A 21,071-nucleotide genomic window follows, 5' to 3' on the forward strand; every position below is an offset into this window, starting at 1 on the left:
TGAAGCGACTTTAGTCTTCCAGCAGCTCTTCAGCCGTGCCGATGACGTTGTCCAGGGTGAAGCCGAACTCTTCGAACAGCGCAGGCGCAGGCGCCGACTCACCGAAGGTGGTCATGCCGATCACGCGGCCTTCCAGACCGACGTACTTGTACCAGTAGTCGGCGTGGGCGGCTTCGATGGCGATGCGGGCGCTGACCTGCAGTGGCAGAACCGACTGCTTGTACAGGGCGTCCTGAGCTTCGAAGACGCTGGTGCATGGCATGGAAACCACACGCACGTTCTTGCCGGCAGCAGTCAGCTTGTCGAAGGCCTGAACGGCCAGACCGACTTCGGAACCAGTGGCGATCAGGATCAGATCAGGCTCGCCGTTGCAGTCACGCAGCACGTAGCCACCACGGTTGATGTTCTCCAGTTGCTGAGCGTCGCGAGCCTGATGCGGCAGGTTCTGACGGGAGAAGATCAGCGCCGACGGACCGTCGTTGCGCTCGATGGCGTGTTTCCAGGCCACGGCCGATTCCACGGCGTCGGCTGGACGCCAGGTGTCCAGGTTCGGCGTGGTGCGCAGGCTGGTCAGCTGCTCGATCGGCTGGTGGGTCGGACCGTCTTCGCCCAGACCGATGGAGTCGTGGGTGAACACGTAGATCGCACGCTGCTTCATCAGCGAAGACATGCGGACCGCGTTGCGGGCGTATTCCATGAAGATCAGGAAGGTCGCGCCGTACGGCACGAAACCGCCGTGCAGGGCGATACCGTTCATGATCGCGCCCATGCCGAACTCACGCACACCGTAGTGCAGGTAGTTGCCGCTGGCGTCTTCACCGGTGATGCTCTTGCAACCTTTCCAGATGGTCAGGTTGGAGCCGGCCAGGTCAGCCGAACCGCCGAGGAACTCAGGCAGCAGCGGGCCGAAGGCGCTCAGGGCGTTCTGGCTGGCTTTACGGCTGGCGATGGTCTCGCCCTTGGCGTTGACTTCAGCGACGTAGGCGGCGGACTTCTCGGCGAAGTCAGCTGGCAGTTCGCCGCTCATGCGACGGATCAGCTCGTTGGCCTGCTCAGGGAAAGCAGCGGAGTACGCAGCGAAACGCTGGTCCCACTCGGCTTCGGCGGCCAGGCCTTTTTCCTTGGCGCTCCACTCGGCGTAGATGTCGGCCGGGATTTCGAACGGACCGTGGGTCCATTTCAGCGCGGCACGGGTCAGGGCGATTTCGTCGTTGCCCAGCGGTGCGCCGTGGCACTCTTCCTTGCCCTGCTTGTTCGGCGAACCGAAACCGATGGTGGTCTTGCAGCAGATCAGGGTCGGCTTGTCGCTCTTGCGAGCGGTGTCGATGGCGGTCTTGATCTCGTCGGCGTCATGGCCGTCGACGTTGCGGATCACCAGCCAGCCGTAGGACTCGAAACGCTTCGGCGTGTCGTCGGTGAACCAGCCTTCGACTTCACCGTCGATGGAGATGCCGTTGTCGTCGTAGAAGGCGATCAGCTTGTTCAGGCGCAGGGTGCCGGCCAGCGAAGCGACTTCGTGGGAAATGCCTTCCATCATGCAGCCATCACCCATGAACACGTAGGTGTGGTGGTCGACGATGTTGTGGCCTGGACGGTTGAACTGGGCAGCCAGCGTCTTCTCGGCAACGGCGAAACCGACGGCGTTGGCGAAACCCTGACCCAGCGGACCAGTGGTGGTTTCAACGCCCGGCGTGTAGCCGTATTCCGGGTGACCCGGGGTGCGGCTGTGCAGCTGACGGAAGTTCTTCAGGTCGTCGATGGACAGGTCATAACCGGTCAGGTGCAGCAGCGAGTAGATCAGCATCGAGCCGTGGCCGTTGGACAGGATGAACCGGTCACGGTCGGCGAACAGCGGGTTGGCCGGGTTGTGTTTCAGATAGTCGCGCCACAGGACTTCAGCGATATCCGCCATGCCCATAGGGGCTCCTGGGTGGCCGCTGTTGGCCTTTTGCACGGCATCCATGCTGAGGGCACGAATGGCATTGGCACGCTCACGACGGCTGGGCATCGCTGATCTCCTGAGGCAGATAGAGGTGGGATCGGAAAAAGGCGGCCATTTTCCCTCAGGCACTGCTTCGGGGCAATGACAGATACAGCCCGATCCGCGAATTTCCTGCGTTGGCGGCGTTTTTTCTGGTGACGGGCGGGGCAGGCAAGGGAGTTGCGCCGTCAAACGGCGGAATCACGGCGCCCGATTGTCGCCACCCATCGACCAATATCAAAACTTTTTGATATTGGTCTTGCGATGCTCCCGGTCCGTAACTAGACTGCCAGCCCTATGAATCTACGCGTACCCGCCATCAGCCATGAGCAATCGGACGTACTGGCAGCCTTGTGCAAGGCCGCCGGCGAGCCCCTGCGGCTGAACGTGTTGCGCGTGCTGTCCAACGATTCGTTCGGCGTGCTGGAGCTGGCGCAGATTTTCGCCATGGGCCAGTCGGGCATGAGCCATCACCTGAAAGTGCTGGCCCAAGCCGAGCTGGTGGCGACCCGCCGCGAAGGCAACGCGATCTTCTATCGCCGCGCCCTGCCCCATGTCGAACAGACCGGTGGCCGGCTGCACGCGGCACTGCTCGATGAAGTCGACACGCTGGCCCTGCCGGACGACGTGCAGGCGCGCATCGGCCAGGTGCATCGGCAACGCGCCAGTGCCAGCCAGGACTTCTTCGCCCGCACCGCCGAAAAATTTCGTGCCCAGCAGGACCTGATCGCAGGACTGCCGCAATACCGCGACAGCCTGCTGTCGCTGCTGGACAAACTGAGCTTCGACACCCAGGCCACGGCGATCGAAGTCGGCCCCGGAGACGGCGGTTTTCTGCCCGATCTGGCGCAGCGTTTTCGCGAGGTCACAGGGCTCGACAACAGCCCGGAGATGCTCGACCTGGCGCGCAAGATCTGCTCGCAGAAATCCCTGACTAACGTCGAGCTGAAACTGGCCGATGCATTGTCCACGGCTAATGTGCAGGCAGACTGCGTCGTCTTGAACATGGTGCTGCATCACTTTGCGGCACCGGCAGAGGCACTGAAACAACTGGCCAACCTGTTGCAACCGGGCGGCAGCCTGCTGGTGACAGAGTTGTGCAGCCACGACCAGAGCTGGGCCAGGGAGGCCTGTGGCGATCTGTGGTTGGGGTTTGAACAGGAAGATCTGGCCCGCTGGGCCATCGCTGCGGGGCTGGTCCCCGGAGAAAGTCTGTATGTAGGTTTACGAAACGGTTTCCAGATCCAGGTCCGCCATTTTCAGCGGCCGGCTGGCGACACTCACCATCGGTAACATTCAGGAAAATCGTCGAGATGAGCGAATACTCCCTTTTCACCTCCGAGTCCGTGTCCGAAGGGCATCCGGACAAAATCGCCGACCAGATCTCCGATGCAGTGCTGGACGCCATCATTGCCCAGGACAAACACGCGCGCGTTGCCGTGGAAACTCTGGTCAAGACCGGCGTGGCCATCGTCGCCGGTGAAGTCACCACCAGTGCCTGGGTCGACCTGGAGCAGATCGTTCGCGACGTGATCAGCGACATCGGCTACACCAGCTCCGACGTCGGTTTCGACGGCGCGACCTGCGGCGTGATGAACATCATCGGCAAGCAGTCCCCTGACATCAACCAGGGTGTCGACCGTGCCAAGCCAGAAGATCAGGGCGCCGGCGACCAGGGCCTGATGTTCGGCTACGCCAGCAACGAAACCGCCGCGCTGATGCCGGCGCCGATCGCCTTCTCGCACCAGTTGGTGCAGCGCCAGGCCGAAGCCCGCAAATCGGGCCTGCTGCCATGGCTGCGTCCGGACGCCAAATCCCAGGTCACCTGCCGCTATGAAAACGGCATCGTGGTCGGCATCGACGCGGTCGTTCTGTCCACCCAGCACAACCCGGATGTTTCCTACGCCGACCTGCGCGATGGCGTGATGGAGCTGATCGTCAAGCACGTACTGCCTGCCGAACTGCTGCACAAGGACACCCAGTTCCACATCAACCCGACCGGCCAGTTCATCATCGGCGGCCCGGTGGGCGACTGCGGTCTGACCGGTCGCAAGATCATCGTCGACAGCTACGGCGGCATGGCTCGTCACGGCGGCGGCGCCTTCTCCGGCAAGGATCCATCGAAGGTTGACCGTTCGGCCGCCTACGCCGGTCGTTACGTGGCCAAGAACATCGTCGCTGCTGGCCTGGCCGAGCGCTGCGAGATCCAGGTCTCCTACGCCATCGGCGTTGCCCAGCCGACTTCGATCTCGCTGAACACCTTCGGCACCGGCAAGATCAGCGATGACAAGATCATCAAACTGGTCCGCGAGCACTTCGACCTGCGTCCATACGCGATCACCAAAATGCTCGACCTGCTGCACCCGATGTACCAGGAAACCGCTGCTTACGGTCACTTCGGCCGTACCCCGCAGACCAAGACCGTGGGTGACGACACCTTCACCACGTTCACCTGGGAAAAAACCGACCGCGCCGCCGCCCTGCGCGCCGCTGCCGGCCTGTAATCACCGCGTTTAGCGCCGATTACAAGAAGCCCCTGACGGTGCGAGCCGTCAGGGGCTTTTTCATGGGCGCACCCTGTAGGAGCTGGCTTGTCCTGCGAGCGGCTGCGTAGCAGTCGTAAATCCGGTGCACGCGGTCCACCTGACACGGCCAATGCGTCTGGATTTACGACGGGTTCCCCGCCGGTCGCAGGACAAGCCAGCTCCTACAATCAAGTGCACATCACCCGCGCCGTGCCACCAACAGAAACGACGCTGCGCTCGCCAGCAACCCCGCACAGATCCGGTTGAACAACCGCTTGCCACTCGGTCTGGCAAACAACCGCCGCGCGTAGATACCCATGTAGCAGTACAGCCCGATCGCGATGCACTCCAGCAGCAGAAACATCCCGCCCAATTGCGCGAACTGGGTGGTGATCACTCCGGAGCGATCGACGAACTGCGGCAGAAAAGCAGTAAACAGCAGGATCGCCTTGGGATTGCCAATCGCTACCAGAAACTCCTGCCGTGCCAGCGCGCCCGTCCCTTTGTCCGCCGCTTTCAGCTCGCCCTCAACGTCAGGCTTCGCCCGCCACAGCTGCAACGCCAGATAAAACAGGTAAGCGGCGCCCAGCAACTTGATCCCGTGAAACAACAACTCCGAGGTATGCAACACCGCCGTCAGCCCCACCGCCGCCAGCGCGATCATGATCGCAAACGCCACCAGCCGCCCCAGCCCACCACTGCACGCGCGCACAAAGCCATAGCGTGAGGCATTGCTGATCGACAGCAGGTTGTTCGGGCCGGGGGCCATGTTCAGGGCGAAGCAGGCGGGGATGAACACCAGCAGGGTGGAGAGGTTCATGGAGCATTCCTTCTTGAGCGAGGTGTACAGGCCATTTTGCACTCAGGTTCTCTGCACTCAAGGGACAGCTGTGCAGCGAAACACGCCCTGACTGTATCGGCCGAAGAAAAATCCGGTAACCAGCCGAACCGTGAAGCAGCGGCTGTGAGACCTAACCTTCCTCACTCCCCCTCCAGGCAAGGATGCTCCGATGCTGTCCGTTCCACGTTTACTTGTCGCTGTACTGTCGGCCTCTGTTTTCAATAGTGCCCACGGCAACCCCTGCCCCGACTGGCGCTCCACCCGCGCCGGGCAAGAAATCACCACCCTGCAACAACAGCTCGCCCACTGGGACGACAGCTATCACCGTCAGGGCGTGTCGCTGGTCGCCGACGAGCTCTACGACCAGTCGCGACAGCGTTTGCAGCATCTGCGTGGGTGTTTTCCGGCAGTGACGACGGCGGATGACAACCCGCTGAAAACCGCCGCCGGGCCACTTATGCATCCGGTGCCTCACACGGGGTTGAACAAGCTGGCCGATGAAGCAGCGGTGCGGGCGTGGATGAAGGGCCGTGAGGACCTGTGGATTCAGCCCAAGGTCGATGGCGTGGCGGTGACGCTGATGTACGAGAAAGGCCAACTGGCGCGGGCGATCAGCCGTGGTGACGGGATCAGCGGGCAGGACTGGAGCGCGCACGCCGTGCGAATTCCGGCGATCCCGCAGAGGCTGGCGGGCAACCCGGATGTGGTATTGCAGGGCGAGTTGTACTGGCGGCTGGATCAGCATGTGCAAGTGAACGCAGGCAGCCTGAATGCGCGCAGCAAGGTGGCCGGGCTGTTGGCGCGGAGCACATTCAGCGATGAGGACGCGCGACAGGTGGGCTTGTTCGTCTGGGACTGGCCCCAAGGCCCGGCGGATATGCAGGCGCGACTGGACGGTTTACGGGCGCTGGGTTTCGAGGACAGCGCACAGTTCAGCGAGCCGCTGGAAACCTTCGAACAGGCGCAGCAATGGCGCGAGCACTGGTATCGCCAGCCGCTGCCGTTTGCCAGTGATGGCGTGGTGATCCGCCAGGGCCAGCGCCCGGCCGCCGAGCGCTGGCAAGCCAAGGCGCCGTACTGGATCGCCGCCTGGAAGTATCCGTTTGCCCAGGCACTGGCCGAGGTACGCCAGGTGCAGTTCAACGTCGGGCGCAGCGGCAAGATCACGCCAGTGCTGGAGCTGGAACCGGTTCGCCTGGATGACCGCATGATCAGCCGCATCAGCGTCGGCTCGATGAAACGCTGGCAGGCGATGGACATTCGCCCCGGTGATCAGGTGGCGATCAGCCTGGCCGGGCTGACCATTCCGCGGCTGGACGAAGTGGTGTCGCGCAGCGTCGAGCGCGCTGCGCTGGTGAGTCCGCAGGCAGAGGACTTTCACCCGCTCAGTTGCTGGCAGCCGGTTGACGGTTGCGCCAGCCAGTTTCGTGAGCGTCTGAAGTGGCTGAGTGGCAAGCAGGGGCTGGCGATGAAAGGGGTAGGACCGGGCACCTGGGACAGGCTGATCGACGCCGGGGAGATCAATGGCCTGCTCGACTGGATGCACCTCGACGGTGCACGGCTTGCTAACATTCCCGGCCTTGGCGAACAGAGCAGCGCTAAACTGCTGAAGAGTTTTCAGGGGGCGCGCGAACAATCGTTCGAAATCTGGCTCAAAGCCATCGGCTTGCCGCCTGTTGCAGGCGCATCGCTGGGCGATTCATGGTCGGCGCTGGCCTCGCGCAGCGTCGAGCAATGGCAGGCTGAACCGGGTATTGGCCCGGGCCGGGCGAAACAATTGCAGGCCTTTTTTCAGCACCCGCAGGTGCAGGCGCTGAGCGCGCAGTTGCGGGAGCAAGGGATCAGCGGTTTTTAGGTTTTGTTACCCGTGCAGGCGGACGTCCGCTGCGCGGTTTTTGTTATTCAAGGAGTGTTCATGAAATTCATCTCACGGCTGATGATGTTCGCCACCTGCGGGCTGCTGTCGGTCCCGCTGTTCGCCGCCGAGCAGGCGCCGGAACTGAGCGGATGTGCGGCCAAGCGCCAGGACATCAGCGCTCAGATCGAACAGGCCAAGGCCGCCGGCAACAGTGACCGGCAGGCCGGACTGGAAACAGCCCTGAGCGAGGTCACCGCCAACTGCACCGATGCAGGCCTGATCAAGCAGCAGGAACAGAAGGTGCTGGACGCCAAGCGCGAAGTCAGCCGCCGCCAGGCCGACCTGAACAAGGCCATGAGCAAGGGTGATCCGGACAAGATCAACAAGCGCAAGGACAAGCTGGCCGAGTCGCGCAAGGAACTGCAGGACGCCCAGGAAGAGCTGGAGAAGGTGCAGCCGGATGAGGATGATGAATAAGCCCTCACCGTTTTTGTAGGAGCCGGCTTGCTGGCGAACTCGGTGGGCCAGTCACCATTGATGTCACAGACCCGACGCCTTCGCCAGCAAGCCGGCTCCCACAGACCCTGTGTTCGATCAATGATCGCGAAACTCCTTGTGACAGGCGTCACAGGCGTCTTCCACATTGTTCATCGACGGAATCAGGCCGGCCGGCGTCAGCTGCGGTTGCTGCGTGGCAATGACCAGCTCTGCGGTGCGGGTCTCCAGGACTTTGGCCAAGTCCTGAAAACGTGCCTGCTTCTGCCAGACCTCATCCTTCGCACTGCTGTGCTCTGACTCTTTCACCTCGGGAAAATGCTGCCACGGCTGGTGGGACAGCGTGTCGAGCTTCACCGCCCCCTCAGCGAACTTTGGACCGTCGAAGGGCAGCCGCCCGCGCAGCATGCCGCCGATGTCTTCGCTGGTCTTGAGCATCTGTTTGAAGATCGCCTTGCGCTGGCCCAGCGGCGAGTTGGGGTCGATCCCTCCGCAGGCGCTCAGGCACAGCACGGCCAGCAACAGCACGCTGAAACGTCGCAGCACCATCAGATCGAAATACCGAACAGCGCGATCACCAGACCGAAGCCGATGAACCACACCAGCGAACGCAGCGCGGCGAGGTCGGTCAGGTAGAAGATGATGTACAGCAGGCGGCTGGTGACGAACAGCACGGCCAGCACATCGATGGTCACCAGTTCGGCGACGTTGGCGACGTGGGCAATGATCACCCCGGCGGCAAAGCCGGGAATCGCTTCGAAGCTGTTCTGCTGCGCAGCATGGGCACGCCGCGGCAGGCCTTCGAGGCGGTCGAGAAAATCACGCGGGTTATGGTTGTCGCGCAGCGCGAAGCGGCCACTGCCGAACTTGGCAATCGCGGCGCAGACCACCGGCAACACGATCACGATCAATACGCACCAGAAAGCAACGGTCATAGCGGCAGCATCCTTTTCAAAATTTCAGTTTCATTAAGAGCATCCCGGCCAATACCAGCCCACAGGCTAAGAGCCGCGGGCCGCCGAAAGGTTCTTTCAGGTAGCGCATGCCGAACAGCACCACCAGCACCACGCTGACTTCACGCAGGGCCGCCGCTTCCGCCACAGAACCTAGCTGCATCGCCCACAACACCAGCGCATAGCTGAGCAGCACGCAAACACCGACCGCCAGCCCCAGCCGCCATTGCTCACGCCAGAACAGGGTGAAGGCCGGGCGCTTGCTGACCAGCGCCAGCAGCGGAAACGGCCAGGCGCTGATAAAGGTCAGCCAGACCAGATAATCCAGCGGTGCCACACCTAGCTTGAGGGCCTGTCCGTCGATCCAGGTGTAACAGCCGATGCACAGGCCGATCAGCCCCACCACCGGCAACATCCCCCACGGCAAACGGTCACCACCACCGCCCTGCCACAACAGACAGACCATGCCGGCGGGAATCAGCAGAATGCCGAGAATCTGCTGCGTGGTCAGCGCCTCACCGGCAAAGCTCAGGGTCAGCGCGAGCACCACCAACGGCGACAGCCCGCGCATCAACGGATACACCAGCCCCAGATCACCGACCTTGTACGCCCGGATCAACAGCCCGCGATACAGCAGCTCGAACAGCGCCGACGCCACCAGCCACGGCCAGATCGCCAACGGCGGCGGCGTGACAAAACCCAACGCAACCACCGCCAGCACGAACGCGACGACGTCCATGCTGGCAATCACCAACAGACGCTCACCGCTGAATTTGACGAGGGTATTCCAGGTAGCGTGCAGCACGGCTGCGATCAGGACCAACGTTGTTGCCAGCACAAAATGCTCACTACGCTTTGTTATTGAGAAGTCGGAGTGTACAGAAGCAATCTCGGCAATAGCATTACAAATGCCTTATGACCGCTTTTCTACGAGCACCCTGGAAAACAAAGACAGGATCCACTCGGCTGACAACATCAACACCACAGCCAGTCCTACAAACATCAACGCTCGTAGCGGATGATAAGAATACAGCCACACCAAGACAGCGACTGAGAAAACCATCATTGTCGCCAGTCGAGCTTTCAAACTAAACACCGCCATTAACGAAAAATTTATAACAGCAAAAACAATCACAACAAGCTGGGTAGCCATTCCTGCACTCACACCTCTCGACAGAATGACACCACCCAGCGATTTATACAGCGAGAAAGAGCAGGATATTGCTAACGGATAGAGAAAACAAAGGCTAATGCGCAATAGAGCATGAACCCACAACATCGATCTCATTTGCGCCATGCTCCAAAGCGAGCAAATGCCGCTTTATCGACAGAGCTCCTTAGCCGTAGAGTTGATGAGTCAATGAAAACCGTAGATTTAGTGGTAACGGACCTCGACATGATATTGCCCTCCACTCTTTGTGTATGCTCCGACAGCTTGAAATTTTCGGATGCCCACAATGCCCCTCGCAAGACCATGTAATTGTCGTATTCGTTGGTCGGGTCTGCTCCCGGAAGCAGAGGGTTGCCATCCCCATACTCAATACCTGTTTTTACCGTCTCGACAATAGCAGCCTCCAGATCACCCAGGCGCTCCAGGTACATACGAAACGTATCCACCGCAAAAGGAATTTGTCCCAGCGCATCAGACCAGAACGGTAGCCCCTCGACAAAAGCCATTAGGTAGCCGTCGCCTCCTTGGGCACTAGCTTTCCAGTCGCCTGCCATACCTGAACTGAAGCTGATGGACATCCTGTCCACCATGGAAAAATTCGCAATGTCAGACCAACTGACATGCTTGAACGCTCTTGCCGCCTCGCTGCCACTGACATTGCAATCGGGATTGACCCAAACGAGCTCTCTGTAATTATCTGCCAGCGGTTCAAACCACTGTATCTTCTCTCTGTAGAGAGCCGTGGCTTTGATAATTGCGCAACTCCTCTCTCCTTTCTTTGGCCTGACAGCGAACAACGGCACCCCATTATCCCGAGTCACAACCCATGCGTTAGGAGGAAAGACTTGGTAATCCTCCCCAAAATGCATGAATCCTTCGTGTAGGGTAATAGTCAATCTACTATCTTCAGTCGTAAGGGTATGGTTTCTTCCATCCAATACCATCTGTGTGTTCATGCAATTTCTCCTCCAAACGAATCAGCAAGCAGAACGAAGAACTCAAAGCTCGCGAATATTTCCAATCCACAACATAAACCGCAAGACAAACACGTGAGCAAATCTCGACTTTCCGCAAAAATATTTATTTCTCACTTATCAAGGAGAAAAACCTTACAAAATTAAAGGATCAAGCAGACTTTCAAAAAATTAATACTGCAGAGCCAGTGGCTCAAAACCACGTGACCACAGCCGCGCAAGGCGAGCGAAAGGTCCATAACCTGCACACCTTTCAAATCTGCCGCGATTGGCTAAGATGCCAGCCATCACGGTCATCAAGGACCGTCCCCGATTGACCAGGAGCCTGAATGTCCAGCGAAGAAGACACCACCCCGAGTGGTGCAGCGCCCATGATTCCCGATCAGCGTCGGGAGTTGATGCTGCGTCAGTTGCGCAAGCATCAGGTGCTCAGCGTGCATCAATTGATGGAGATGTTCGACTGTTCGCACATGACCGTTCGCCGCGATATCGCGCTGCTTGAGCAGAGCGGTCGGGCCTATTCGGTGACCGGTGGGGTGCGGATTGCCAGCCAGGTGCACAGCGAGCCGAGCCATCAGTCCAAGGCGGTGGTCGAGTTGCCGCACAAGCAGGCGATGGCGAAGCTGGCGGCGACCTTGCTGCACCCGGAAATGACGGTTTATCTGGACGCTGGCACCAGTACGTTGGAGCTGGTCCCCTATATTGCCGCGCTGTCGGGCATGACCGTGGTGACCAACGATTTTGGCGTGGTCAATGCGCTGGCCGACGCAACACATGTCGATGTGATTCACACCGGTGGGTTGCTCGATCACCCGAACCGGTCGTGTGTCGGCGGACTGGCGGCAGCGACTTTGCGCCATCTGGCGACTGACTTGGCGTTCATGTCCACCAGTTCGTGGGATTTGCAGCGCGGCACGACGACACCGTCGGCGCTCAAGGTCGAGGTCAAGCAGGCAGCGATGCAGTCGGCGTCACGCTGTGTGCTGCTGACGACCAGCTCCAAGTACGGCACCTTCGGCATGTACAAGGTCGCGGGGCTTGAGCAGTTCGACACCATCGTCAGTGACGACGGGTTGGCTCAGGGTGCCGCTGACAGCATTCGGGCGCAGGGGGTGGAGTTGATGTTGGCGTCGATCTCGAACTGAATGCAATTCCCTGTAGGAGCTGGCTTGTCCTGCGACCGGCGGGGAACCCGTCGTAAATCCTGTGCATGCGGTGTGTCAGGAATACCTGATTGTCAGGTTTTACGACTGCTTCGCAGCCGGTCGCGGGACAAGCCACGCTCCTACAGAAGTCTGTATCCCTCCTGCAAAGCCCCGGCCTAAAGCCGGGGCTTTTTCATTTGTGCAAAAAACGATCAATGTTAACTTTTGTTAACCTGAAAAATTACTTCACATTATCCGCTCACAGGTTCACTATCTTTAACAGATCAGAACACACACCCGTTGGGCGCTGACTCATTCTCGCGCTCAACCCGAGGAGAGGCTCATGAATAACAAGAACGTCGGCGTCATTGGTTTGGGCGCCATGGGACTGGGCATTGCCCGTTCGCTGCTGCGCAGTGGCTTCAATGTGCATGCCTGTGACGTGCGTGCCGAAGTGACCGCGCAGTTCGCCAGCGAAGGCGGTGTGGCCTGCGCCTCTCCGGCCGCCATGGCCGCTGCCTGCGACGTGATCATCACCGTAGTGGTCAATGCCGAGCAGACCGAAACCGTACTGTTTGGCGAGAACGGCGCCGTTGCCGCGCTGAAAGCCGGCAGCCTGGTCATCGGTTGCGCCACCGTCGCACCGACCTTCGCCATCGAGCTGGGCCAGCGCCTGACCGAAAAAGGTCTGCTGTACCTCGATGCGCCGATCTCCGGCGGTGCCGCCAAGGCCGCAGCCGGCCAGATGACCATGATGACCTCCGGTCCTGCCGACTCCTACGCCAAGGCTGACGCCGTGCTCAACGGCATGGCCGGCAAGGTCTATCGCCTGGGCGACGTCCACGGCCTGGGCTCGAAAGTCAAAATCATCAACCAGTTGCTGGCCGGCGTACACATCGCTGCCAGTGCCGAAGCCATGGCCCTGGGTCTGCGTGAGGGTGTCGATGCCGACGCCCTGTACGAAGTGATCACCAACAGCGCCGGCAACTCGTGGATGTTTGAAAACCGCGTGCCGCACATCCTCAAGGCCGATTACGCGCCACTGTCGGCTGTGGATATCTTCGTCAAGGACCTGGGCCTGGTACTGGATACCGCCCGCGCCAGCAAATTCCCGCTGCCGCTGTCGTCCACCGCGCACCAGATGTTCATGCAGGCCTCGACCGCCGGTTTCGGCCGCGAAGACGACTCTGCCGTGATCAAGATTTTCCCGGGCATCACCCTGCCTGGCGCCAAAGCCGCGAACGACTGAGGAGCTGCCGATGAGCACCACGACTCCGCGCCCTCTGCTGGGCTGCATCGCCGATGACTTCACCGGCGCCACCGACCTCGCCAACATGCTGGTACGCGGCGGCATGCGCACCGTGCAAAGCATCGGCATTCCCAGCGGCGACAGCCTCGCCGAACTGGACGCCGACGCCATCGTCATTGCCTTGAAATCGCGCACCACGCCGGCCGCCGAAGCGGTTGCCGAATCGCTGGAAGCGCTGCAATGGCTGCGTGATCGCGGCTGCGAGCAGATTTTCTTTAAGTACTGCTCGACCTTCGACTCGACCGCCAAAGGCAACATCGGCCAGGTCAGCGAAGCTTTGCTGGAAGCACTGGACAGCGATTTCACTCTGGCCTGCCCGGCATTCCCGGAAAACGGCCGGACCATCTTCCGCGGCCACCTGTTCGTGCAGGATCAACTGCTCAACGAATGCGGCATGCAGAACCATCCGCTGACGCCCATGACCGACGCCAACCTGGTGCGCGTGCTGCAATCGCAGACCGCCAAAAAGGTCGGCCTGTTGCGTTACGACAGCGTGGCTCAGGGTGCCGACAAGATCCGCGCACGCATCGCCGAATTGCGCGCCGAAGGTGTGGTCATGGCGATTGCCGACGCACTGTCCGACGCCGACCTGTACACCCTCGGCGAAGCCTGCGCCGACCTGCCGCTGCTGACAGGCGGCTCGGGTCTGGCGCTGGGCCTGCCGGGCAACTTCCGCAAGGCTGGCAAACTGCGTGATATCGACGCGGCTCAGCTGGAGCAGGTCGACGGCGGTGAAGTGGTACTGGCCGGCAGCGCCTCGGTCGCCACCAACGGTCAGGTGGCTGCCTGGCTGGAAGCCGGTCGCCCTGCCCTGCGCATCGACCCACTGGCCCTGGCTGACGGCAAGCCGGTGGTCGAAGACGCTCTGGCGTTTGCCCGCAATGCTGGTCAGACCGTACTGATCTACGCCACCAGCAGCCCGGACGAAGTCAAGGCCGTACAACAGAAGCTCGGCGTCGAGCGCGCTGGCGCCATGGTCGAAGATGCCCTCGGCAAGATCGCCAAAGGCCTGCTGGAATCCGGCGTGAAACGTTTCGTGGTGGCCGGCGGTGAAACTTCCGGTGCCGTGGTTCAGGCGCTGGGCGTGAGCCTGCTGAAAATCGGCGCGCAGATCGATCCGGGTGTACCGGCGACCATCAGCAGTGGCGCTCAGCCGCTGGCCCTGGCGCTGAAATCCGGCAACTTCGGTGGCCGCGACTTCTTTGACAAAGCCCTCAAGCAACTGGCCGGCTCCGCCAAAGGAGCCGCCCAATGAGTGCCGAAAGCAAACTGCGCGAAGAAATCTGCGACATCGGCCGCCTGCTGTTCGGCCGTGGCTACACCGTTGGCAGCGCGGGCAACATCAGCGCCCGCCTGGACGACGGCTGGCTGATCACCCCGACCGACGCCTGCCTGGGCCGCCTCGACCCGGCGGCCATCGCCAAGGTCAATCTGGCCGGCGAATGGGTGTCGGGCGACAAGCCGTCGAAAACCCTGATGCTGCACCGCGAAGTCTACGACCGCAATCCGGGCGTCGGCGGCGTGGTTCACACCCACTCCACGCATCTGGTGGCGCTGACCCTGGCCGGCGTCTGGCAACCGGACGACATCCTGCCGCCGATCACCCCGTATCAGGTGATGAAGGTCGGTCACATCCCGCTGATCAGCTACGAGCGTCCCGGTTCGCCGAAAGTCGCCGAGCAGGTGGCGAAGCTGGCCAACAGCGTGCGCGGCGTGATGCTCGAACGTCTGGGCCCGGTGGTCTGGGAAAGCTCTGTCGCCAAGGCCGCCTATGCCCTGGAAGAGCTGGAAGAGACCGCACGCCTGTGGCTGATGAGCAATCCGAAGCCCGAACCGCTGGACGCAGCGGCACTGGAAGATCTGCGTCAGGCCTTCGGCGTGACCTGGTAACCCGTTCCCACTGAGTTTCACCGGAGGCCGTGAAAACGGCTTCCGGCAGCCCGGCTTTGCCGGACAACAATAACAACGGACGCAAACACGACATGACTCCACTTCTTCTCATGACCATCGCCGGAGCCGGCATCGCGCTGCTGCTGCTTCTGGTGCTCAAGTTCAAGTTCCAGCCGTTCGTGGCGCTGATGCTGGTCAGCATCATTGTCGCGCTGGTGGCTGGCGTTAAGCCGACCGATCTGGTTGCCACCATCGAAGGCGGCATGGGCAAGACCCTCGGCCACATCGCGATCATCATCGCGCTGGGTGCCATGATCGGGCGCATCATCGAACTCTCCGGCGGCGCCGAGGCGCTGGCGAAGACCCTGATCAACCGCTTCGGCAACCGGCGCACCCCGCTGGCGTTGACCGTGGCCGGTTTCATGGTCGGCATTCCGGTGTTTTTCGAAGTCGGCGTGATCATCCTCATGCCGCTGGCCTACGGCGTTGCCCGTGCCGCGCGCAAGCCGCTGCTGATCTTCGCCCTGCCGATGTGCGCCGCGCTGCTGTCGGTACACGCCTTCCTGCCGCCGCATCCGGGTGCCGTCGCGGCAGCCGGCCAACTGGGCGCGGACCTGGGCCGCGTGCTGATGTTCGGCCTGCCGATCGTCGGCGTGCTGTGCCTGATCGGTTACGTGATTGCCGGGCGCATGACCCGCAAGACCTACCCGATGACCGATGACATCCGCAGCGAAGTCTACGGTCCGCACATCAGCAACGACGACCTGTTGGCCTGGGCCAACAACGATTATTCGAAAACCGTCGAAGCGACCCACACCAAGGAACTGAGCCTGGAAGAAAGCGCCAGCAGCCTGGCGGCGCGTCTGCCGAAGGCACCGGCACCGGGCGCGGGCATCATCATTGCCCTGATTCTGCTGCCGATCATCCTGATCCTGCTGGGTACGCTGGCGACCACCATGCTGCCGGCCGATTCGGGCCTGCGTGCAGTCCTGACCGTGCTCGGCGCGCCGCTGGTGGCGCTGCTGATCGACACCCTGCTGTGCGCCTGGCTGCTCGGTTCGCGCCGCGGCTGGAGCCGTAGCCAGGTCTCCGACGTGATCGGTTCGGCACTGCCGGGCGTGGCAATGGTGATCCTGATCGCCGGTGCTGGCGGCGTGTTCGGCAAGGTGCTGGTCGACACCGGCATCGGTGCCGTGGTCTCCGAAGCGCTGCGTAACACCGGCTTGCCGGTGCTGGCGCTGGGCTTCCTGCTGACATTGCTGTTGCGTGCGGTGCAAGGCTCGACCACAGTGGCGCTGGTGACCACCGCCGGTATTCTCAGCCCGCTGATCGCCAGCCTGAACCTCTCCGCCAACCACATGGCCCTGCTGTGCCTGGCCATGGGCGGTGGCGGCCTGGCGATGTCGCACATCAACGACGCCGGTTACTGGATGTTCACCAAACTGGCCGGCCTGAACGTCGGTGACGGCCTGCGCACCTGGACGTTCCTGGTGACCGTGTTGGGTACGCTGGGCTTTCTGATCACTCTGCTGCTCTGGCCTTTCGTCTGATTGAAAACTACTGCGCTCGGCAATACTGCGTTAAAAACAGGCGGGAAATGCTCATTTAGGGCCCTAAACTCCGCTTTCCCGCCTGTTTTTGCCTTGTCTTGCCTTCGCTCGCTACGTTTTCAAAAGCCTGATTTTTAACACAGGAGATAAACATGCCGCGTTTCGCTGCCAACCTCAGCATGATGTATCCGCAACACGATTTTCTGGACCGTTTTGGCGCAGCGGCTGCCGATGGTTTCGATGGCGTGGAGTACCTGTTTCCGTACGATTTCAAGGCTGAAGAGATCAAGAAACGCCTGGACGACTACGGCCTGACCCAGGCGTTGTTCAACGCGCCACCGGGTGATTTCGCCAAGGGCGAGCGCGGCATCGCTTCGCTGCCGGGTCGTGAAAGCGAATTCCGCAGCGGTTTTGCCAAGGCGCTGGAATACGCCGCGGTGCTGGGCAACGAGCGCATTCACGTGATGGCCGGCCTGCTGCCGAGCGAAGACCTGCGTCAGAAGCATCATGCGGTCTATCTGGAAAACCTGGCCTACGCGGCTCAGGAAGCGAAGAAGGCCGGGCTTACCGTGCTGATCGAACCGATCAACACCCGCGACATTCCGGGCTTTTTCCTCAACCGTCAGGATCAGGGCCAGGCCGTGCGCAAGGAAGTCGGCGCCGACAACCTGCTGGTGCAGTTCGACTGCTACCACTGCCAGATCGTCGAAGGTGACGTCACCGTCAAGCTGCGCCGCGATTTCGCCGGCATCGGCCACATCCAGATCGCTGGCGTGCCGGACCGTCATGAGCCGGATATCGGTGAAGTGAACTACCCGTGGCTGTTCGAAGAAATCGACCGCCTCGGCTACACCGGCTGGGTCGGCTGCGAGTACCGCCCGCGTGGCGATACCAGCGAAGGCCTGCAGTGGCTGCGCGACTGGAAAGCCCGCAACCCCACCTGACCCTGTAGGAGCCGGCTTGCTGGCGAACGCGGCGGATCAACCGACATCAAGGTGTCTGATCTGACGCATCGCGAGCAAGCTCACTCCTACAGGAATTTCCTCGGCATTCGCCAGCAAGCCGGCTCCCACGGCCTTCGGCCAGAAGCGATCAGCAGTGCTTACTCGCTGACCACTTCATCCTTGAACTGATCCTTCACGTAGGTGATCTCGGTCTTGCCATGAGGCGCCGGCAGGCCGTCTTCGCCGAGGTTGACGAACACCATCTTCTCGACAGTCAGGATGCTCTTGCGGGTGATCTTGTTGCGCACCTGGCAGGTCAGGGTGATCGAGGTGCGGCCGAACTCGGTGGCGGTGATGCCCAGTTCGATGATGTCGCCCTGGCGCGAGGCGCTGACGAAGTTGATCTCCGAAATGTACTTGGTCACCACACGCTGGTTGCCCAGTTGCACGATGGCGTAGATCGCCGCCTCTTCATCGATCCAGCGCAGCAGGCTGCCGCCGAACAGAGTGCCGTTGGGGTTGAGGTCTTCGGGTTTAACCCATTTGCGAGTGTGGAAGTTCATGTTCGCTCCTGTCTGTCTGCCTGTTGATGACGAGCATAGTGCCAGCCCCCGGCGTTTACCTCCATTGAGCATCGACTATGGTCGCGATTAGTCATCCGTCATTTAAGCCTTGGGCTTATGCAACGACGCCGCTATAATCGCCCCCGCTTCAAAAAACGGTCATCACCCCTTGATACCGTTCTCCCGCCACCTGTCCGAGGGGCGCTGCAGCAGGTCAGACCTGTCAGGCTCGGATGGGGCGTTGTCTGTTCAGGCTCATTGCAGCCGGCAGGCCTTAAACGCACAACGGCGCCCATTCGCACACTACGAATGGAGACTCTTTATGAGCGCTGTACTGACGCCCAACGATTTCAACGACTACAAGGTCGCCGACATTTCCCTGGCTGCCTGGGGCCGTCGCGAAACCATCATCGCTGAATCGGAAATGCCGGCCCTGATGGGTCTGCGTCGCAAGTACGCCGGTGAGCAACCGCTCAAGGGCGCGAAGATTCTCGGCTGCATCCACATGACCATCCAGACCGCCGTGCTGATCGAAACCCTGGTTGCCCTGGGTGCCGAAGTGCGCTGGTCGTCCTGCAACATTTTCTCGACTCAGGACCAGGCCGCTGCTGCCATCGCCGCTGCCGGCATCCCGGTTTTCGCCTGGAAAGGTGAAACCGAAGAAGAGTACGAGTGGTGCATCGAGCAGACCATCCTGAAGGACGGTCAGCCTTGGGACGCCAACATGATCCTCGACGACGGCGGCGACCTGACCGAGATCCTGCACAAGAAATACCCGCAGATGCTGGAACGCATCCACGGCGTCACCGAAGAAACCACCACTGGCGTTCACCGCCTGCTGGACATGCTGGCCAAGGGCGAACTGAAGATCCCTGCGATCAACGTCAACGACTCGGTCACCAAGAGCAAGAACGACAACAAGTACGGCTGCCGTCACAGCCTGAACGATGCCATCAAGCGCGGCACCGACCACCTGCTGTCGGGCAAGCAGGCGCTGGTCATCGGTTACGGCGACGTGGGCAAGGGTTCGGCTCAGTCCCTGCGTCAGGAAGGCATGATCGTCAAAGTCACCGAAGTCGACCCGATCTGCGCCATGCAGGCCTGCATGGACGGTTTCGAAGTGGTTTCGCCGTTCATCAACGGTGAAAACGACGGCACCGAAGCCAGCATCGACAAGGCCCTGCTGGGCAAGATCGACCTGATCGTGACCACCACCGGCAACGTCAACGTCTGCGACGCGAACATGCTCAAGGCGCTGAAAAAGCGTGCCGTGGTCTGCAACATCGGTCACTTCGACAACGAAATCGACACCGCTTTCATGCGCAAGAACTGGGCATGGGAAGAAGTTAAGCCACAAGTGCACAAGATCCACCGCACCGGCGCTGGTGATTTCGACCCACAGAACGACGACTACCTGATCCTGCTGGCCGAAGGCCGTCTGGTGAACCTGGGCAACGCCACCGGTCACCCAAGCCGCATCATGGACGGTTCGTTCGCCAACCAGGTCCTGGCACAGATCTTCCTGTTCGGCCAGAAGTACGCTGACCTGAGCCCGGCTCAGAAAGCCGAGCGCCTGACCGTTGAAGTGCTGCCGAAGAAGCTGGACGAAGAAGTGGCCCTGGAAATGGTCCGCGGCTTCGGCGGCGTCGTGACCAAGCTGACCAAGACCCAGGCCGATTACATCGGCGTGACCGTCGAAGGTCCGTTCAAGCCGCACGCTTACCGCTACTGATCGGCGCGGCGGCCCGCTCTCCCCGTGGGAGCGGGTGCCGCTTTGTAGGAGCCGGCTTGCTGGCGAACCGTTGTGTCAGGCGACTTCGATGTCACTGTTCCGACGCATTCGCCAGCAAGCCGGCTCCCACATGAACAGCCGCAGCCTTGCAGGAGTGAGCTTGCTCGCGATTTGCAGTGTGTCAGCCAACGCTACATTGGCTGAATAATCGCAATCGCGAGCAAGCTCACTCCTACAGGTCTCGTGTCAGGCTTCTGAATTCCAGGATTCCACCATGTCCCAAGACCGTCGCTACAGCTTCGAGTTCTTCCCCACGAAGACCGACGCTGGTCATGAAAAACTGATGGCCACCGCCCGTACGCTGGCTGGCTACAACCCCGATTTCTTCTCCTGCACCTACGGCGCTGGCGGTTCGACCCGTGACCGCACGATCAACACCGTGCTGCAGCTGGAAAACGAAGTGAACGTTCCGTCTGCACCGCACCTGTCGTGTGTCGGTGACAGCAAGGCCGACCTGCGCGGTCTGCTGACCCAGTACAAGACTGCCGGCATCAAGCGCATCGTGGCCCTGCGCGGCGACCTGCCGTCCGGCATGGGCATGGCCAGCGGCGAGCTGCGTCACGCCAATGATCTGGTCAACTTCATCCGTGAAGAAACCGGCGATCATTTCCACATCGAAGTCGCCGCTTACCCGGAAATGCACCCGCAGGCGCGCAACTTCGAAGACGATCTGCAGAATTTCGTGCGCAAGGCCAACGCCGGTGCCGACAGTGCGATCACCCAGTATTTCTTCAACGCCGACAGCTACTTCTACTTCGTCGAGCGCGTGCAGAAGATGGGCGTGAGCATCCCGGTGGTGCCGGGCATCATGCCGATCACCAACTACAGCAAGCTGGCGCGCTTTTCCGATGCCTGCGGTGCGGAAATCCCGCGCTGGATCCGCAAGCAACTGGAAGCCTACGGCGACGATTCGGCGAGCATTCAGGCGTTCGGTGAACAGGTCATCACAGAAATGTGTGAGAGCTTGTTGCAAGGCGGAGCCCCCGGTCTGCACTTCTACACCCTGAATCAGGCAGAACCGAGCCTGGCGATCTGGAACAACCTCAAGCTGCCCCGCTAAACGGCAAGAATTTGTGCTGG

The 21,071-nt window shown here is 61.1% G+C and carries 20 protein-coding genes and 1 riboswitch; of the genes, 12 read left to right on the forward strand and 8 right to left on the reverse strand.

Translation table 11 applies throughout. From position 1 onward, the window contains the following. Window positions 1-10: 10 nt before the first annotated feature. Entirely contained in the window at window positions 11-2,008 is a 1,998-nt protein-coding gene (gene tkt / locus ACIPL0_RS26910) for a transketolase (protein ID WP_400601463.1), read from the reverse strand. A 270-nt stretch (window positions 2,009-2,278) separates the two neighbouring features. On the opposite strand from tkt, the gene ACIPL0_RS26915 reads away from it, so the two are divergent. Continuing rightward, the gene (locus tag ACIPL0_RS26915) at window positions 2,279-3,274 is read left to right on the forward strand and encodes an ArsR/SmtB family transcription factor (protein WP_400601461.1); all 996 of its coding nucleotides are present in this window, start codon (window positions 2,279-2,281) and stop codon (window positions 3,272-3,274) included. A gap of 20 nt (window positions 3,275-3,294) precedes the next feature. Further along, window positions 3,295-4,485, forward strand: a complete 1,191-nt coding sequence (gene metK, locus ACIPL0_RS26920; RefSeq protein WP_400601459.1) for a methionine adenosyltransferase — start codon at window positions 3,295-3,297, stop codon at window positions 4,483-4,485. A 220-nt stretch (window positions 4,486-4,705) separates the two neighbouring features. On the opposite strand, the gene ACIPL0_RS26925 is transcribed toward metK, so the two are convergent. Then, the gene (locus tag ACIPL0_RS26925) at window positions 4,706-5,326 is read right to left on the reverse strand and encodes a LysE family translocator (RefSeq protein ID WP_400601457.1); all 621 of its coding nucleotides are present in this window, start codon (window positions 5,324-5,326) and stop codon (window positions 4,706-4,708) included. Window positions 5,327-5,516: 190 nt separating this feature from the next. Between ACIPL0_RS26925 and ligB the strand changes: the two genes are divergently transcribed. Both ligB and ACIPL0_RS26935 read left to right on the forward strand, forming a co-directional pair. Then, window positions 5,517-7,202 carry an NAD-dependent DNA ligase LigB gene (gene ligB, locus ACIPL0_RS26930; RefSeq protein WP_400601455.1) on the forward strand — a complete coding sequence of 562 codons (1,686 nt, stop codon included), beginning with the start codon at window positions 5,517-5,519 and terminating at the stop codon, window positions 7,200-7,202. Window positions 7,203-7,262: 60 nt separating this feature from the next. Continuing rightward, a complete protein-coding gene (locus tag ACIPL0_RS26935; protein ID WP_400601453.1) occupies window positions 7,263-7,682 on the forward strand; it encodes a DUF1090 domain-containing protein in 420 nt (139 codons plus the stop codon). Between the two features lie 117 nt (window positions 7,683-7,799). Here the strand turns inward: ACIPL0_RS26935 and ACIPL0_RS26940 are convergent, their stop codons facing one another. The 5 genes from ACIPL0_RS26940 to ACIPL0_RS26960 all read right to left on the reverse strand — a co-directional run bounded on the left by ACIPL0_RS26940 (window position 7,800) and on the right by ACIPL0_RS26960 (window position 10,780). Then, complete coding sequence (locus tag ACIPL0_RS26940) at window positions 7,800-8,249, reverse strand: c-type cytochrome (RefSeq protein WP_400601452.1); 450 nt, start codon at window positions 8,247-8,249, stop codon at window positions 7,800-7,802. Then, window positions 8,249-8,635, reverse strand: a complete 387-nt coding sequence (locus tag ACIPL0_RS26945; RefSeq protein ID WP_400601450.1) for an MAPEG family protein — start codon at window positions 8,633-8,635, stop codon at window positions 8,249-8,251. Before ACIPL0_RS26945 ends, ACIPL0_RS26940 begins: the two co-directional genes overlap by 1 nt. Window positions 8,636-8,651: 16 nt before the next feature. Continuing rightward, window positions 8,652-9,491: an EamA family transporter gene (locus ACIPL0_RS26950; protein ID WP_400601448.1), complete on the reverse strand. Its 840-nt coding sequence runs from the start codon at window positions 9,489-9,491 to the stop codon at window positions 8,652-8,654. Window positions 9,492-9,566: 75 nt separating this feature from the next. Continuing rightward, window positions 9,567-9,932 (reverse strand): hypothetical protein, encoded by a 366-nt coding sequence (locus ACIPL0_RS26955; protein WP_400601446.1) that lies wholly within the window; start codon window positions 9,930-9,932, stop codon window positions 9,567-9,569. Window positions 9,933-9,937: 5 nt separating this feature from the next. Beyond that, a complete protein-coding gene (locus ACIPL0_RS26960; RefSeq protein ID WP_400601444.1) occupies window positions 9,938-10,780 on the reverse strand; it encodes a hypothetical protein in 843 nt (280 codons plus the stop codon). Between the two features lie 347 nt (window positions 10,781-11,127). Between ACIPL0_RS26960 and ACIPL0_RS26965 the strand changes: the two genes are divergently transcribed. The 6 genes from ACIPL0_RS26965 (at window position 11,128) to otnI (ending at window position 17,636) form a co-directional block, all read left to right on the forward strand. Next, the gene (locus tag ACIPL0_RS26965) at window positions 11,128-11,943 is read left to right on the forward strand and encodes a DeoR/GlpR family DNA-binding transcription regulator (protein WP_400601442.1); all 816 of its coding nucleotides are present in this window, start codon (window positions 11,128-11,130) and stop codon (window positions 11,941-11,943) included. A 307-nt stretch (window positions 11,944-12,250) separates the two neighbouring features. Further along, on the forward strand, window positions 12,251-13,192 hold the full coding sequence (gene ltnD, locus ACIPL0_RS26970; RefSeq protein ID WP_400601599.1) for an L-threonate dehydrogenase: 942 nt from the start codon (window positions 12,251-12,253) through the stop codon (window positions 13,190-13,192). Between the two features lie 10 nt (window positions 13,193-13,202). Then, a complete protein-coding gene (otnK, locus tag ACIPL0_RS26975; protein WP_400601441.1) occupies window positions 13,203-14,507 on the forward strand; it encodes a 3-oxo-tetronate kinase in 1,305 nt (434 codons plus the stop codon). Beyond that, entirely contained in the window at window positions 14,504-15,142 is a 639-nt protein-coding gene (locus ACIPL0_RS26980; RefSeq protein WP_400601439.1) for an aldolase, read from the forward strand. The genes otnK and ACIPL0_RS26980 overlap by 4 nt, the downstream gene beginning before the upstream one ends. 92 nt (window positions 15,143-15,234) lie before the next feature. Then, window positions 15,235-16,692 carry an SLC13 family permease gene (locus ACIPL0_RS26985; RefSeq protein ID WP_400601437.1) on the forward strand — a complete coding sequence of 486 codons (1,458 nt, stop codon included), beginning with the start codon at window positions 15,235-15,237 and terminating at the stop codon, window positions 16,690-16,692. A gap of 152 nt (window positions 16,693-16,844) precedes the next feature. Then, window positions 16,845-17,636, forward strand: a complete 792-nt coding sequence (gene otnI, locus ACIPL0_RS26990; RefSeq protein ID WP_400601435.1) for a 2-oxo-tetronate isomerase — start codon at window positions 16,845-16,847, stop codon at window positions 17,634-17,636. A gap of 158 nt (window positions 17,637-17,794) precedes the next feature. On the opposite strand, the gene ACIPL0_RS26995 is transcribed toward otnI, so the two are convergent. After that, on the reverse strand, window positions 17,795-18,199 hold the full coding sequence (locus tag ACIPL0_RS26995) for an acyl-CoA thioesterase (protein WP_400601433.1): 405 nt from the start codon (window positions 18,197-18,199) through the stop codon (window positions 17,795-17,797). Between the two features lie 190 nt (window positions 18,200-18,389). After that, window positions 18,390-18,500, forward strand: a riboswitch (S-adenosyl-L-homocysteine riboswitch). A gap of 21 nt (window positions 18,501-18,521) precedes the next feature. Between ACIPL0_RS26995 and ahcY the strand changes: the two genes are divergently transcribed. Beyond that, entirely contained in the window at window positions 18,522-19,931 is a 1,410-nt protein-coding gene (gene ahcY, locus ACIPL0_RS27000; RefSeq protein WP_400601431.1) for an adenosylhomocysteinase, read from the forward strand. Between the two features lie 274 nt (window positions 19,932-20,205). Continuing rightward, window positions 20,206-21,051, forward strand: a complete 846-nt coding sequence (gene metF / locus ACIPL0_RS27005; protein ID WP_400731627.1) for a methylenetetrahydrofolate reductase [NAD(P)H] — start codon at window positions 20,206-20,208, stop codon at window positions 21,049-21,051. Window positions 21,052-21,071 lie beyond the last annotated feature (20 nt).

The organism is Pseudomonas sp. NPDC090208 (genome assembly GCF_044746785.1).
Classification (GTDB): Bacteria; Pseudomonadota; Gammaproteobacteria; order Pseudomonadales; family Pseudomonadaceae; genus Aquipseudomonas.

What these genes read in the sequence shown, in the direction of transcription:
- tkt (WP_400601463.1), bottom strand. Translation starts at nt 2,008, where the DNA reads ATGCCCAGCCGTCGTGAGCGTGCCAATGCCATTCGTGCCCTCAGCATG.
- ACIPL0_RS26915 (WP_400601461.1), top strand. Translation starts at nt 2,279, where the DNA reads ATGAATCTACGCGTACCCGCCATCAGCCATGAGCAATCGGACGTACTG.
- metK (WP_400601459.1), top strand. Translation starts at nt 3,295, where the DNA reads ATGAGCGAATACTCCCTTTTCACCTCCGAGTCCGTGTCCGAAGGGCAT.
- ACIPL0_RS26925 (WP_400601457.1), bottom strand. Translation starts at nt 5,326, where the DNA reads ATGAACCTCTCCACCCTGCTGGTGTTCATCCCCGCCTGCTTCGCCCTG.
- ligB (WP_400601455.1), top strand. Translation starts at nt 5,517, where the DNA reads ATGCTGTCCGTTCCACGTTTACTTGTCGCTGTACTGTCGGCCTCTGTT.
- ACIPL0_RS26935 (WP_400601453.1), top strand. Translation starts at nt 7,263, where the DNA reads ATGAAATTCATCTCACGGCTGATGATGTTCGCCACCTGCGGGCTGCTG.
- ACIPL0_RS26940 (WP_400601452.1), bottom strand. Translation starts at nt 8,249, where the DNA reads ATGGTGCTGCGACGTTTCAGCGTGCTGTTGCTGGCCGTGCTGTGCCTG.
- ACIPL0_RS26945 (WP_400601450.1), bottom strand. Translation starts at nt 8,635, where the DNA reads ATGACCGTTGCTTTCTGGTGCGTATTGATCGTGATCGTGTTGCCGGTG.
- ACIPL0_RS26955 (WP_400601446.1), bottom strand. Translation starts at nt 9,932, where the DNA reads ATGTTGTGGGTTCATGCTCTATTGCGCATTAGCCTTTGTTTTCTCTAT.
- ACIPL0_RS26960 (WP_400601444.1), bottom strand. Translation starts at nt 10,780, where the DNA reads ATGAACACACAGATGGTATTGGATGGAAGAAACCATACCCTTACGACT.
- ACIPL0_RS26965 (WP_400601442.1), top strand. Translation starts at nt 11,128, where the DNA reads ATGTCCAGCGAAGAAGACACCACCCCGAGTGGTGCAGCGCCCATGATT.
- otnK (WP_400601441.1), top strand. Translation starts at nt 13,203, where the DNA reads ATGAGCACCACGACTCCGCGCCCTCTGCTGGGCTGCATCGCCGATGAC.
- ACIPL0_RS26980 (WP_400601439.1), top strand. Translation starts at nt 14,504, where the DNA reads ATGAGTGCCGAAAGCAAACTGCGCGAAGAAATCTGCGACATCGGCCGC.
- ACIPL0_RS26985 (WP_400601437.1), top strand. Translation starts at nt 15,235, where the DNA reads ATGACTCCACTTCTTCTCATGACCATCGCCGGAGCCGGCATCGCGCTG.
- otnI (WP_400601435.1), top strand. Translation starts at nt 16,845, where the DNA reads ATGCCGCGTTTCGCTGCCAACCTCAGCATGATGTATCCGCAACACGAT.
- ACIPL0_RS26995 (WP_400601433.1), bottom strand. Translation starts at nt 18,199, where the DNA reads ATGAACTTCCACACTCGCAAATGGGTTAAACCCGAAGACCTCAACCCC.
- ahcY (WP_400601431.1), top strand. Translation starts at nt 18,522, where the DNA reads ATGAGCGCTGTACTGACGCCCAACGATTTCAACGACTACAAGGTCGCC.
- metF (WP_400731627.1), top strand. Translation starts at nt 20,206, where the DNA reads ATGTCCCAAGACCGTCGCTACAGCTTCGAGTTCTTCCCCACGAAGACC.